A 13,751-nucleotide genomic window follows, 5' to 3' on the forward strand; every position below is an offset into this window, starting at 1 on the left:
TCTTTCACACCGCAGCGTTGTTGGCGGCGTGCGTTCACCTCAGTCACTTACTTCAGTAAGCTCCCGAGGATTCACGCACTTGCCGCCTAGCCGCAGCGCGAAATCCATTGGGAATAACCAATAAAAAAATTAATTAGTCAGTGGCTTACCGGCACGCACGAATCCAGGTTTGGTGACCTTGACCGGCATTTCACGGTTGCGGATCTGTACGATGGCCTGCTCACCGATACCGGCGGGCACGCGAGCCAGGGCAATACTGAAACCCAGGGTCGGTGAGAACGAACCACTGGTGATAATCCCTTCATGCGTCTGGCCTGCTTCATCGGTGAATCGCACCGGCAGCTCATTACGTAATACGCCTTTTTCCGTCATGATCAAGCCGACCAGTTGTTCGGTGCCCACTTCACGCTGTTTTTCCAGCGCTTCACGGCCGATAAACTGACGGTCTTCCGGCAACCAGGCAATGGTCCAGCCCATGTTGGCGGCCAGCGGCGAGATACCTTCGTCCATTTCTTGCCCGTACAGGTTCATGCCCGCTTCCAGACGCAGGGTGTCACGTGCGCCGAGGCCGGCCGGCTTCACGCCCGCTGCCAGCAGTTTCTGCCAGAAATCGACCACCTGCTCTTTCGGCAGGGCGATTTCATAACCCGCTTCGCCGGTATAACCGGTGGTGGCGATAAACAGATCCCCGGCCTGTACGCCGAAGAATGGCTTCATGCCTTCAACCGCGCTTTTTTGTTCCGGGGTAAATAAGGTGGCGGCACGTTCTTTGGCCTGTGGGCCCTGCACCGCAACCAGCGCCAGATCGTCACGCACCGTCAGGGCTACGCCGTATGGGGCTGCGTGTTCTTCGATCCAGGCCAGGTCTTTGTCACGCGTGGCGGAGTTCACCACCAGGCGGAAATAGTCTTCAGTAAGGAAGTAAACAATCAGGTCGTCAATCACGCCGCCGGACGCATTCAGCATGCCGGTGTACAGCGCTTTGCCAGGTTGAGTGAGTTTGGCGACGTCGTTCGCCAGCAGGTAACGCAGGAACTCGCGGGTGCGGGCACCGCGCAGATCCACAATGGTCATATGGGAGACGTCGAACATACCGGCATCCTGACGCACGGCGTGGTGCTCATCGATCTGGGAGCCGTAATGCAGCGGCATCATCCAGCCATGAAAATCTACCATGCGCGCACCGCACGCCACGTGCTGGTCGTACAGTGGGGTTTGCTTTGCCATCTTTTCCCTCATTTCACTCAGAAGCTGAAGATAGGGTGCTGCTACGCAATACGTCAGATAATGGCTCGGGGCCGGATTGCGTGGCGCACTGACTGCCCAACAGAAACGCTGCGCCGAAACGTGCAAAAACTGCGGCTAACCGCCGCGACGCAAACGATACCTTTGTCCTGACGTTATCACCGAACGACCCCATTAACCATAAGTTAAAATAGGTTTGTCGTCGTTCAGGGCCAGTAAAATGTCGGGCTAGTGTGCAGAGTTTTTGACTGGAAAAATGCGCTTTAAGGCACAAAACCAACAATTAAAGCACCAAAAATCCGAAGTTATATAACAAACTCACGGCCGGATGCGGAATTTAGACTTTTGATAACCGAACATGGAATTAGAAAAACTAATGGTAAAATCCGCCTGAAATTAGATTTTTTCAAATGAAGGACTCTATAAGGAAAAGCGATGGGTATCAGGCGCAGGGCTGCGCCTTCGGGAGCGATGTTAATGCGGGGGAAATAAGGCAGAGAGGCCTGGCGACCTCTCTCAGACAGCAGTCAGGCCAGCCACTCCGGCAGATCATTGAGGCCCATCGCCTGACGCACCAACCTGGGCTTCACGCCCGGCAGGCTATCGGCCAGGCGTAGTCCGACATCACGCAGCAGCTTCTTCGCCGGATGGTTGCCATCAAACAGTTCGCGGAACCCCTGCATGCTGGCCAACATGACCGCCGCGCCGTGTTTGCGGCGACGCTCGTAGCGACGCAGATACAGATGTTGGCCAATATCCTTGCCCTGACGTTGCAAACGGCGCAGTTCGGCGATCAACTCGGCGGCGTCCATAAAGCCCAGATTCACCCCCTGACCCGCCAGCGGGTGCACGGTATGTGCTGCATCGCCTACCAGCGCCAGCCGGTGCGCGGCAAAGCTGCGGGCGTAACGCCCGGTCAGAGGGAAGGTCTGACGTTCACTTTCCACCGTGCAGGCACCGAGGCGCAGGTCAAAAGCCATCGCCAGCTCACGGTTAAACTGCTCCGGCTCCAGTTGCTTCAGCCGCTCCGCATCGATCGGCGCCACCGACCAGACTATCGAGCTTAAATGCGGATCGCTGAACGGCAGAAACGCCAGAATGCCATCACCGTGGAACACCTGCCGTGCCGTCGCCAAATGTGGTTCTTCAGTGCGGATGGTGGCCACCAGCGCATGGTGGCGATAATCCCAGAAGGTTAGCGGGATATCGGCATGCTGACGCAGCCAGGATTGGGCGCCATCGGCTCCGATGACCAACCGGGCGGTCAGCATGCGGCCATCATCCAGGGTGATAAAAGCGTCGTTTTCGCCCCAGGCTACCTGCTTGAGCGCCGCCGGGGTAATCAGCGTGACGTCGCTCAGGCTTTCCGCCCGTTTCCACAACGCCTGCTGGATCACCGAGTTCTCAATGATATGGCCGAGATGACTGAAACCGCACTCGTCACCACGAAAGGCTATTTTGCCGAAGCTATCGCGATCCCAGACTTCCATCGCGTTATAGGCGCTGGCGCGCTGGTTGAGGATCTCGTCCCACACGCCAATGTGCTGCAGCAGGCGCTCGCTGGCGGCATTGATAGCGGAAACACGCAGTTCCGGCTGTGGTTGCGGCGGCATCATATCCGGTTGCTGGTGCTCCAGCACCGCAACGCGCAGGCCGCTGCCCTGCAAACCACAGGCCAGAGCCAGCCCCACCATACCGCCGCCGGCGATAACCACGTCAAATGATTGCATGCTGCTTAATTTCCTTAAATGACTCGCTGTGCCATTGCCCAGCGCTTTGGGCGCAGCACGCTACGCCCCTGCGAATACACCGCTTAGCGATCGACCCAGCCCAAAGTACGCTTGGCAAAGGCGTCTCGCACCGCCGGTAACCGGGCCATCGCCATCAGGCCCAGATTGCGCCCGACCACCAGGGGGCCGTAGCGATTGGCGAACAGCCGGATCAGGCCGTCTGTCACGCCGATGGTCGCCTGCTGATCTTGCTGCCGCCGTTGTTGGTAACGGCCCAACAGCGTATAGCCACCGGGATCTTCTCCGGCCTGCTGCGCCTCGGCCAGGGTTTCCGCCAGCGACATCACGTCACGCAGGCCGAGATTGAACCCCTGCCCGGCGATCGGGTGCAGCGTTTGCGCGGCATTGCCCACCAGTGCCAGGCGATGGCTGACATGCTGATTGGCGGTCAATAGGCTGAGCGGATAGCTGTGACGTTTCCCGGCGCGAAGGATGCGCCCCAAACGCCAGCCAAATGCCTGCTGCAATTCACTGATAAAACGTTCGTCGTCCCAGCCGTCAACCTGCTGGCGATCTTCACGCGCATGGCACCACACCAGTGAGCTTCGTCCCTGAGACATCGGCAATAATGCCAGCGGCCCATACCGGGTGAAGCGTTCAAAAGCGCGCCCCTGTGGATGCTCGGCGGTGGTGACATTGGCGATGGTAGCAAACTGCGGATAGTCACTTTGCTGCCACTGCACATTACAGGCCTGTGCCAGCGCCGAACGCGAGCCGTCTGCCGCCACCAGCAGTTTTCCGCTGATGCGCTGACCATTATCCAGCAGCACGTCGGCCTGCTCCGCGGTGCGCACCACATCGACCACTCGGGCCGGGCAGTGCAGCGTAACGCCGGGCGCCTTGGCCAGCAGAGCAAACAGCCGTTGACCGGCGTCGTGCAGCTCAATCACCTGCCCCAACGCGTCAACCTGATAATCCTGCGCGTGCAAATTAACGAACCCGGCGTGGCCGCGATCGCTAACGTGCACCTGGGTGATGGCCGTCGCGCAGTCACGCAGCGCCGGCCAAACGCCGATGCGCGTCAACTGCTGACAGGTGCCCTGCGCCAGGGCAATGGCGCGGGCGTCAAATCCCGGATGGCTGCGGTCGTCCGGTCGGGTCGCTTCGACCAGATCAACCGCCAATCGTCCCTGAGTAAGCGATGAAATGGCCAACGCCAAAGTCGCGCCCGCCATACCGCCGCCAACGATGATTACACTCATGCCATTACCTTGCCGCCGCCATCAGTGCTTCGATGGCGTCAGCGTCTTTCACGACGCTGGCAGTCAGGTTCTCAATGCCGGTCGCGGTGATCAGAATGTCGTCTTCAATACGAATGCCCATGCCGCGATATTGCTCCGGTACGTCGGCATCCGGCGCAATGTAAAGCCCCGGTTCAACCGTCAGCACCATACCCGGCTCCAGCGTACGGTCGCGATCCGGCGTGCCGTAATGGCCGACATCATGTACATCCAGCCCCAACCAGTGGCCAAGGCCATGCATATAGAACGGACGATGGGCCTGCTCGGCAATCAACTGTTCCACTTCGCCTTTCAGGATCCCCAGCTCTACCATCCCGGTAATCATGATGCGCACGACTTCATCATTCACCACACGGATGCTGATGCCCGGCTTAAACATCTCCAGCGCCCGCGTCAGTGACGCCAGCACGATGTCATATACCGCGCGCTGCGGTCGGCTGAATTTGCCGTTGACCGGGAAAGTACGGGTGATGTCACCGGCATAGCCTTTAAACTCACAGCCGGCGTCGATCAACACCAGATCGCCATCGCGCAATTCACTCTCGTTCTCGGTGTAATGCAGGATGCAGGCGTTGTCTCCACCACCGACGATGGTGTTGTAGGACGGAGAGCGGGCACCAAGGCGGGTAAACTCATGATGAATTTCCGCCTCGAGCTGATATTCGAACATCCCGGGACGGCATTTCTCCATCGCGCGGGTATGGGCCAACGCACTAATTTCACCTGCGCGGCGCATGATAACCATCTCTTCGGACGACTTGAACAGGCGCATTTCATGCAGCCACGGACGCCAGTCGGTCAGGGTCGCCGGTGCCTGAAGATTCTGGCGGAAGCCTTTGCGTAGCTTGTCCAGCGCGTTGAACAGAATTTGATCGGCATAGGCGTATTGGCCCTGTGCGTGGTAAACCACGTCCAGGCCATTGAGCAACAGAGGCAATTGGTCGTTGATTTCATTGAACGGCAGAGCGCGGTCTATCCCCAGCTTTGCCGGAGCGGCATCCTGGCCCAGACGGCGGCCAAACCAGGTTTCCGCCGCCAAATCGCGCACCCGGTTGAACAGCACGCTGTGGTTATGCGTCTCGTCACTCTTCACCAGAATCAGCACCGCTTCCGGCTCGTTAAAGCCGGTCAGGTACCAAAAATCGCTGTTCTGACGGTAAGGATATTCAGTATCGGCACTGCGCGTCGCTTCCGGCGCAGAGAAAATAATCGCCGCGCTGGCCGGAGCCATTTTCGCCAACAGCGCCTGACGGCGGCTGTTGAATTCCTGCTGAGTCATCACCTTCTCCTGAAATCAATCTGCCTGTGTTCACGGCCTTAAGGACGTGAAATCGGGTATTTAGTGCAAGGTCGGTTTGGCATTTTCCGGTGCCGTCGGCTTGCGGCGAGTAAATTCGGTGTGGCACAAAATGGCCGCCATCCGCACATACTCCACCACTTCCTCCAGAGAGTGCTCAAGCTCTTCCTGGTCTTCGTCTTCTTCATAACCGAGTTGGGCGATGTTGCGCAGATCGTCAATCGCCTCACCCACCTCGTCTTTCACCTGAGCCAGTTTCGGCTGCATCATGCCGAGCCCGAGCAGGAAGTGGTTCACCCAACCGCTTAGCGCGTCGGCGCGATCGAACACGCTGACCGTCTCACCTTCCGGCATCATCAGTTGGAACATGAAATCATCGTCTTCCAGCGTTTCACGCGTAATTTCATGAAGTTGCTGGAGAGGTTGGCTCAACGCCTGCGGGAAGGCCACGCCTTCGTTAGTCAGATCATACACCAGCGACTGCCAGCCGGCGTCGCGGCTGCCACCGCACAGCAGGCCGCTAATCAGGCCGTGCATTTCTGCTGCGGTCAACGCCACCGCTTGCTGGTTGAGGGCAAGGGTCAAAGATTGGTAACTTGGAAATGTATTCTGTATAGACATGCGTATTCGTCATCGTTGGCAGGATAAGTTCGTGTTATGCTACCACCAAGGTCCGTCGCTGTACCAGATAAGCACGACGCCTCAGTGGCTAGTTATAATCGTGATGTGTCAGATCTCACACACTGCCGGCAGGGAACAAAATGAAGCTAAATACGCATTTTGAAACCCTTTTTTGACTGGTAATGTCTGTCGCAGTAGATTACAACCAGGTACTGAAAAAGGGGTTGTATCTTGGTACCGAGGTATATATAGTGGCGCCCGCTTTAGACGGCCCGGTAGGGGCTGGTTGAGGCTGGCGCGAAATTTAGGCAGGAAGGTGGCATGTCTGCACAACCAGTAGATATTCAAATTTTTGGTCGCTCTTTAAGAGTCAATTGCCCGCCAGAACAACAAGATGCGTTGAACATGGCAGCGGTCGATCTTAACGAACGGTTGCAAGATCTTAAAGTTCGCACTAGAGTCACAAATACTGAGCAGCTCGTTTTCATCGCAGCATTGAATGTTTGTCACGAACTTGCTCAAGAACGGTTGAAAACCCGTGATTATGCGTCCAATATGGAACAACGCATTCGCATGCTACAACAGACCATTGAACAGGCTTTGCTTGAACAGGGTCGCATCTCTGAACGTCAGGATGCACAATTCGAATAACTTAAGTTGCTGAAATCCAAGATTTTGGCAATGAGTAAAAAATTTCTCTGAGATGTTCGCCAGCGGGCCAGTCCCCTGAGCCGATATTTAGTACCAACAGAATGTGATGATCCGCGATCGGTGTGCATGCTCGGCCCGCCGAGAAGCCTTAAGATTGCGACAGCACGTTCACCTTGAACCATGGGTTCAAGGGTTACAGCCTGCGACGGCATCTCGGAGATTCCCCTTTCTCAGCGGTAAGTGTGCTGACTATGTCTTTTCAAGCCCAGTATGCCCAGCAGCGGCAAAACATCCGTAACCAAATCCGTCAGCGTCGACGTGCTCTAACCTCTGAACAACAAAATAACTTTGCCCTGCAAACTGCCGAACGTATCGCTGCGCATCCGCGCATCCAGGCGGCACACAGCATTGCAGTATTTTTGTCGTTTGACGGTGAGTTGGATACCCGTCCACTGATTGAGCGGTTATGGCAACAGGCTAAGCAAGTCTATCTGCCGGTGTTGCACCCGTTTAGCCCCGGCAACCTGCTGTTCCTGCGTTACACCCCGGAAACGCCGCTGGTTAACAACCGTTTCAATATCCTTGAGCCACAGCTCGATGTACGCAACGTCTTGCCGATCGGATCACTCGACGTGGTGCTGACGCCATTAGTGGCGTTTGACCGTTCGGGCCAGCGTTTGGGGATGGGCGGCGGTTTTTACGATCGCACTCTGCAAAACTGGCAACACTTCGGCCCCTACCCGATCGGGTTAGCGCATGACTGCCAGCAGGTGGAACAGCTGCCGGTGGAGCATTGGGATATCCCGTTGCCGGAAATCATTACCCCATCTCAAAATTGGACATGGCAGATAGCCAAATAGAAAAGGCCGGAAAAATCCGGCCTTTATCGTTACAGCACGTTCAATCAGAGCAGCAGACGAGCACGGATAGTGCCGTCAATAGCCTTCATGCGTTGCAGTGCAGCATCAGCACGTTCGGTTTCCGCTTCAATATCGATAACCACATAGCCGATTTCCGGACTGGTTTGCAGGTACTGCGCGGCGATGTTCACCCCTTCTTCAGCGAAGATCTGGTTAATCTGCGTCAGTACGCCAGGGCGGTTTTCATGGATGTGCAGCAAGCGGCTGGCGTTAGGGCCATGCGCGGGCAGTGATACTTCCGGGAAGTTTACCGCCGACAGGGTCGAACCGTTGTCAGAGTATTTCGCCAGCTTGCCGGCCACTTCATCACCGATGTTTTCCTGTGCTTCCTGAGTAGAACCACCAATGTGCGGGGTCAGGATCACGTTGTCGAACTCGCACAGCGGGGAGTTGAACGGTTCGCTGTTGGTAGCAGGCTCTTCCGGGAATACGTCGATAGCCGCACCGGCCAAATGCTTACTGGCCAGAACTTTGCACAATTCTGGGATATCCACCACGGTACCGCGCGAGGCGTTGATCAGAATCGAGCCTGGCTTCATCAACGCCAGCTCTTCTGCGCCCATCATGTTCTTGGTCGACAGGGTTTCCGGCACGTGCAGTGTCACTACGTCGCTCATATTGAGCAGATCGGACAGGTGGCGTACCTGCTGGGCATTACCCAACGGCAGCTTGTTCTCGATATCGTAGAAGAACACTTTCATGCCCAGGCCTTCAGCCAGAATACCCAGTTGGGTGCCGATATGGCCGTAGCCGATAATCCCCAGTTTCTTGCCGCGCGCTTCAAACGAGCCGACGGCCAGTTTCTGCCATTCGCCACGGTGCGCTTTGGCGTTGGCGGACGGAATGCCGCGCAACATCAGCAGCAGTTCGCCCAGCACCATTTCAGCCACGGATCGGGTATTAGAGAAAGGTGCGTTAAACACCGGAACGCCGCGTTTGGTCGCCGCCTTCAGATCAACCTGATTAGTGCCGATACAGAAACAGCCAACCGCCACCAGCTTCTCTGCGGCAGCGAAAACTTCTTCGGTCAGATGCGTGCGCGATCGAATACCGACGAAGTGAGCATCGCGGATCGATGCCTTAAGCGATTCGGTGTCTAACGCACCTTTGTGATATTCAATGTTGGTATATCCGGCTGCCAGCAGATTATCTACCGTGCTCTGATGAACCCCTTCCACCAACAGGAATTTAATCCTGTCTTTCTCCAATGATACTTTTGCCATTTACCCGACCCTATGTTCAGACTTCAGAAGCGGCTGTTGTGAAACAGCACGCATCCAACATAACAAAAATAACGCAGGCGGCAATACAAACGATTGCCCGCCCGTCAGTACAAGGCGCAGCGTTGTTAGCGGTTTCTGGCAGAAAATGCCATAGGGAAAGAAATAGGCAGAAGCTTCGTGGAGCTATCGCTCACAATGTGACATATGTCACCAAATTTGGCGCTTTTAATAAAAGATATTTTAACCAGTGAATTATGCGGCCCGATGGGATCCAAGACCGCATACCTGGAGGGGCACTACATTATTCGACAACCTTCACGCCGTCAGGCGTACCCACCAGCGCCACATCGGCACCCCGGTTGGCGAACAGACCCACGGTCACCACACCGGCGATGCCGTTGATTTTGTTTTCCAGCGCAATGGCGTCCATGATACTCAGATTATGCACATCGAGGATCACGTTGCCGTTATCGGTCAGGACATTCTGACGATACTCCGGCAGCCCGCCCAGCTTCACCAGCTCACGCGCTACGTACGAGCGAGCCATCGGGATCACTTCTACCGGCAGTGGGAATTTACCCAACACTTCAACCTGTTTGCTGGAGTCGACAATACAGATAAATTTGCGCGCGATAGCAGCAATGATTTTTTCACGCGTCAGCGCAGCGCCGCCGCCTTTGATCATCTGCATATGGCGGTTGATTTCATCCGCGCCGTCGACATAAATATCCAGTGAATCCACTTCATTGCTGTCGAAAACATGAATACCGAGGCTTTTCAGCTTGGCGGTTGAGGCATCAGAGCTGGACACCGCCCCTTCGATCTGGTGCTTGATCGAGCCGAGCGCGTCAATAAAGTGGGCGGCGGTCGAGCCAGTGCCGACCCCAACGATGGTGCCCGGGGTAACGTAATCCAGTGCTGCCCAGCCAACCGCTTTTTTCAGTTCATCCTGCGTCATAATATGTCCACTGCCTCTGTACGAAAACGTGTGCGTATTATAGGGTAAATCGCTATTTTTCACTTAGGCAGGATCACACTTCTACACGCCAAGCCGCATTTTTAGGCGCGGTGCGGCAAAATGGCCCGGTGATTTTCCACCTGTAATACACCAGAGATGTGGCATAGTGCCTGCATCAATTTACTTTAAGGGATATCTTTCCGATGAAACGCCCAGACTATCGAACGCTGCAAGCGCTGGACGCGGTGATCCGTGAGCGTGGCTTTGAGCGCGCCGCGCAAAAACTTTGCATCACACAATCGGCAGTATCCCAGCGCATCAAGCAGTTGGAAAACCTGTTTGGCCAACCGCTGTTGGTGCGTACCGTGCCGCCACGCCCGACCGAGCAGGGCCAAAAGCTGCTGGCGCTGTTGCACCAGGTGGAATTACTGGAAGAAGAGTGGCTGGGCAACGATACCGGCATTGATACGCCGCTGCTGCTGTCGCTGGCGGTTAACGCCGACAGCCTGGCGACCTGGCTGCTACCGGCATTGAAACCGGTGCTGACAGATTCGCCTATCCGCCTGAACCTGCAGGTAGAAGACGAAACCCGCACTCAGGAACGCCTGCGCCGGGGTGAAGTGGTTGGCGCGGTAAGTATTCAGCCGCAGCCGCTGCCAAGCTGCCTGGTGGATCAACTGGGCGCTCTGGACTATTTGTTTGTCGCCTCGAAAGGTTTTGCCGAGCGCTACTTCCCGAACGGGGTTACGCGCTCCGCGTTGCTCAAAGCACCGGCGGTGGCGTTCGATCATCTCGACGACATGCACCAGGCTTTCCTGCAGCAGAACTTTGATCTGTCGCCGGGCAGCGTGCCCTGCCATATCGTGAACTCGTCGGAAGCCTTCGTGCAGTTGGCACGCCAGGGCACCACCTGCTGTATGATCCCGCATCTGCAGATTGAGAAAGAGTTGGCTTCGGGTGAACTGATCGATCTGACGCCGGGCCTGTTCCAGCGCCGCATGCTGTTCTGGCACCGCTTCGCGCCGGAGAGCCGCATGATGCGTAAAGTGACAGATGCCCTGCTGGAGCACGGCCGCCAGGTTCTGCGCCAGGATTAACGAAAAAAGGTTCGCCGTAGGGCGAACCTCAGATTACTAACAAAGTCCGTTATTAGGGAGAGCGTGCCGAAGGGGTCGTAGCGGCTTGTCCGCCGAAGTGCCCCTCGGTGCGCTAGGCCCGGGTATCTCAGGTTCAAAAACCACTTCCCCCCTCAATTAGCGAACCTTTTTCTTACTGAAACACGCCTGAATTATTGTGCCGCGTTGCGCTGCAGCTCAAACACCACATCCACCTGATCGTCAAAGTGAATGCTTTGCTGTTCGTAGGTTTGTGCCGCGTCACTTTCCGCTGCCGCACCCGCCGATTTATACATACGCGCTACCGGCATCGGCTGGTAGTTGGCGACATGGTAACGAATGCTGTATACCGGCCCCAGCTTGGCGTTAAAGCCTTTCGCCAATGAAGCCGCCTGCTGTGTCGCGTTCTCGATGGCCTTCTGACGCGCCTGCTCCCGGTAAACATCCGGTTTTGCCACACCCAGCTCAACGGAACGGATCTCATTGAGACCGGATTTCAACGCACCGTCCAGCAGCTCGTTCAATTTGTCCAACTGGCGCAACGTCACCTGTACCTGACGAACGGCACGGTAGCCTTTCAGCACCGACTCACCGGTTTTCAGGTAATCATATTCCGGCTGGGTGCGCAGATTAGCGGCGCTGATGTCTTTCTTCTCAATATTGTTTTTTTGCAGGAAATCAAAATATTGCGCCACGCGCTCATCAACCTGCTTCTTCGCCTGGGCGGCGTCTTTGGATGAAACGCTGACCTCGATTGCCAGGGTGGCGATATCTGGCGTCGCGTCAACGCTGGAGGTGCCCGAGGTCACTACGTGCGGCCCTTCCGGCACTTCTGCCGCCTGCAGCGCCAGAGGTAACGTCCCTAATCCAATCATTGCGGCCATAGCCAATGCTTTAAGCTTCACGGTGTCTCCTTGATGACAGGCTCTAACTGATTACCGGCCTGAAAGGCCAGTTCCTTGGCATCAAAGCTAGCATATCGCACGGGTTTTTGAATTCGGATTAGTGACAAATTCTCATAAACTTGCCCCTTGCCAGGCCAACTGCAAGGCGATGCCCCACATCACCACCCCGACCAATATATTAATGACGCGCTGCGCCATTTGGGTTTTCAGCCACGGCGCCAGCCAGGAGGCCAACAGCGCCAACGCGAAGAACCAAACGATGGAAGCGCTCACTGCCCCCAGCGCAAACCAGGAGCGTACGTCCGGCGTCAATTGCCCCCCCAAACTTCCCAGCACTACAAAGGTGTCGAGATAGACATGCGGGTTCAGCCAGGTCACCGCCAGCATGGTAACCACCAGCCGCCAGCGACTTTGCTTCAGTTCCTCCGCCATCGCCAGCGCCAGTTGTCGGCTAAATGCGGTACGAAATGCTCCCCAGCCGTACCACAGCAAAAAAGCTACCCCGCCCCAGGTCACCAGCGCCAGCAGCAGCGGCGAGCGGCTCAGTAAGGCGCTGCCACCGAAAATCCCGCCGCAGATCAGCACGATATCGCTCAGCGCGCACAGGGAAGCGACCATCAGATGATACTGGCGGCGAATACCCTGATTCATAACAAAAACGTTTTGTGGGCCAAGCGGCAGGATCATCGCGGCGCTCAGGGCGAAGCCCTGCAAAAAGACGGCTAGCATGGTATTCCTCACAGAGAAAAAAGCGCCGTTCAGCGGCGCGTATCGGTCAATACGCGCATCATAGGAGGAAAAAATTATTAGGTGAAATTGATATTTCTAATCAACTATCAGCAAGGCTAATAATCAGGCGGGAATAACAAATCCCAGCTCCTGAGAAATACGCTGTGCGGTCGCCAGCACCGGCTTAATCAGGGCTTTGACACCAATCTGTTGCAGTTTGGCGGTCGGCAAAGAGACCGAAACCGCATAAGGCACCCGCTGTTGAATATCAAATACCGGTGCCGCCACGCAGGACACCCCCAGCTCATTCTCTTCGCGATCCATCGCCATGCCCTGCTTGCGAATATCGGCCAGTTCCTCATACATCTTCGGCAACTCGGTGATGGTATTGCGCGTCAACGTCTGAATTTCATGCTGATGGGTTTGCCAGTAACGATCGGGATAGTCGCTGTTGCCGTAGGCCATAAAAATCTTGCCCATCGCCGAGCAATACAGCGGCATATGCTGGCCGATATAGGCGCGAGTGCGCATCATGCCGGTGGTTGGCTCCAGCTTGTAGATCAAAATGACATGGTCGTCTTCACGGCTGGAGAAGTTAACCGTCTCCCCCACTTCCAGATTGAGCTGTTCCAGATGCGGCGCGGCGACATGGATAATATTCAGCGAAGAAAGCGCCTTCTGACCGACAGAAATAAACTTGGTGGTCAGGCGATAGCTGCCGGGCGACGGCGCCTGAGTGACATAACCGCTGGTATGCAGCCCTTGCAGCAGGCGATGAACCGTACTTTTGTTCATACCGGCCAACTCAGACAGGTGCGCCAGTGGGCAGCCGTTAGGGAAGTTGCTCAGGATCTCAATCAGTTGCAAACCACGGAACAGGCTTTGGCTGCCCAGGGGTTTGTCTTTCTTGTCATCTTTCTCGTCGACAGCTTTCAGGCTCATAGCGCAATTTCTCCAGTGTCGAGCCGCCAGCCAACGCCGCGGCGTGGCAAACGGTCCCTTTGCCGGGAATGTTACCCCAAGGCCCGCATCAGGTGAAGACGGAACGCCGTTTCA

At 56.1% G+C, this 13,751-nt stretch carries 13 protein-coding genes and 1 other RNA gene; 4 read left to right on the top strand and 10 right to left on the bottom strand.

The annotated features are described in order from the left end of the window. Window positions 1–129: 129 nt before the first annotated feature. The 5 genes from gcvT to OCH02_RS24370 form a co-directional block, all read right to left on the bottom strand. Window positions 130–1,227 carry a glycine cleavage system aminomethyltransferase GcvT gene (gcvT, locus tag OCH02_RS24350; protein WP_261093500.1) on the bottom strand — a complete coding sequence of 366 codons (1,098 nt, stop codon included), beginning with the start codon at window positions 1,225–1,227 and terminating at the stop codon, window positions 130–132. A 545-nt stretch (window positions 1,228–1,772) separates the two neighbouring features. Continuing rightward, a complete protein-coding gene (gene ubiI / locus OCH02_RS24355; RefSeq protein WP_261433380.1) occupies window positions 1,773–2,975 on the bottom strand; it encodes an FAD-dependent 2-octaprenylphenol hydroxylase in 1,203 nt (400 codons plus the stop codon). 83 nt (window positions 2,976–3,058) lie between these two features. Continuing rightward, window positions 3,059–4,237, bottom strand: coding sequence for a 2-octaprenyl-6-methoxyphenyl hydroxylase (ubiH, locus tag OCH02_RS24360; protein WP_261433381.1), 1,179 nt, complete (start codon window positions 4,235–4,237; stop codon window positions 3,059–3,061). A 4-nt stretch (window positions 4,238–4,241) separates the two neighbouring features. Then, complete coding sequence (gene pepP / locus OCH02_RS24365) at window positions 4,242–5,555, bottom strand: Xaa-Pro aminopeptidase (protein ID WP_261433382.1); 1,314 nt, start codon at window positions 5,553–5,555, stop codon at window positions 4,242–4,244. A gap of 60 nt (window positions 5,556–5,615) precedes the next feature. Then, window positions 5,616–6,194 (bottom strand): YecA family protein, encoded by a 579-nt coding sequence (locus OCH02_RS24370; RefSeq protein ID WP_174355284.1) that lies wholly within the window; start codon window positions 6,192–6,194, stop codon window positions 5,616–5,618. Between the two features lie 321 nt (window positions 6,195–6,515). Between OCH02_RS24370 and zapA the strand changes: the two genes are divergently transcribed. The 3 genes from zapA (at window position 6,516) to OCH02_RS24385 (ending at window position 7,705) form a co-directional block, all read left to right on the top strand. Then, window positions 6,516–6,845 (top strand): cell division protein ZapA, encoded by a 330-nt coding sequence (gene zapA, locus OCH02_RS24375; protein WP_012146623.1) that lies wholly within the window; start codon window positions 6,516–6,518, stop codon window positions 6,843–6,845. A 41-nt stretch (window positions 6,846–6,886) separates the two neighbouring features. Beyond that, window positions 6,887–7,069: non-coding RNA, 6S RNA (gene ssrS / locus OCH02_RS24380), on the top strand. Window positions 7,070–7,096: 27 nt separating this feature from the next. Further along, window positions 7,097–7,705: a 5-formyltetrahydrofolate cyclo-ligase gene (locus tag OCH02_RS24385; protein WP_261433383.1), complete on the top strand. Its 609-nt coding sequence runs from the start codon at window positions 7,097–7,099 to the stop codon at window positions 7,703–7,705. A gap of 44 nt (window positions 7,706–7,749) precedes the next feature. Here the strand turns inward: OCH02_RS24385 and serA are convergent, their stop codons facing one another. After that, window positions 7,750–8,988 (bottom strand): phosphoglycerate dehydrogenase, encoded by a 1,239-nt coding sequence (serA, locus tag OCH02_RS24390; protein WP_261433384.1) that lies wholly within the window; start codon window positions 8,986–8,988, stop codon window positions 7,750–7,752. 301 nt (window positions 8,989–9,289) lie between these two features. After that, a complete protein-coding gene (gene rpiA, locus OCH02_RS24395; protein WP_135317847.1) occupies window positions 9,290–9,946 on the bottom strand; it encodes a ribose-5-phosphate isomerase RpiA in 657 nt (218 codons plus the stop codon). Window positions 9,947–10,149: 203 nt separating this feature from the next. Here rpiA and OCH02_RS24400 point away from each other — a divergent pair, with 203 nt between their 5' ends. Next, window positions 10,150–11,043, top strand: coding sequence for a LysR family transcriptional regulator ArgP (locus OCH02_RS24400; RefSeq protein WP_012146627.1), 894 nt, complete (start codon window positions 10,150–10,152; stop codon window positions 11,041–11,043). 191 nt (window positions 11,044–11,234) lie between these two features. Here OCH02_RS24400 and OCH02_RS24405 read toward each other — a convergent pair whose 3' ends face one another. The 3 genes from OCH02_RS24405 to OCH02_RS24415 form a co-directional block, all read right to left on the bottom strand. After that, complete coding sequence (locus tag OCH02_RS24405; RefSeq protein ID WP_012146628.1) at window positions 11,235–11,966, bottom strand: oxidative stress defense protein; 732 nt, start codon at window positions 11,964–11,966, stop codon at window positions 11,235–11,237. Window positions 11,967–12,077: 111 nt separating this feature from the next. Continuing rightward, window positions 12,078–12,695: an arginine exporter ArgO gene (gene argO / locus OCH02_RS24410; protein WP_261433385.1), complete on the bottom strand. Its 618-nt coding sequence runs from the start codon at window positions 12,693–12,695 to the stop codon at window positions 12,078–12,080. A gap of 123 nt (window positions 12,696–12,818) precedes the next feature. Beyond that, window positions 12,819–13,637, bottom strand: coding sequence for an IclR family transcriptional regulator (locus tag OCH02_RS24415; protein ID WP_012146630.1), 819 nt, complete (start codon window positions 13,635–13,637; stop codon window positions 12,819–12,821). Window positions 13,638–13,751 lie beyond the last annotated feature (114 nt).

Source organism: Serratia quinivorans (genome assembly GCF_946227985.1).
In the GTDB taxonomy this organism is placed as follows: domain Bacteria; phylum Pseudomonadota; class Gammaproteobacteria; order Enterobacterales; family Enterobacteriaceae; genus Serratia; species Serratia quinivorans_A.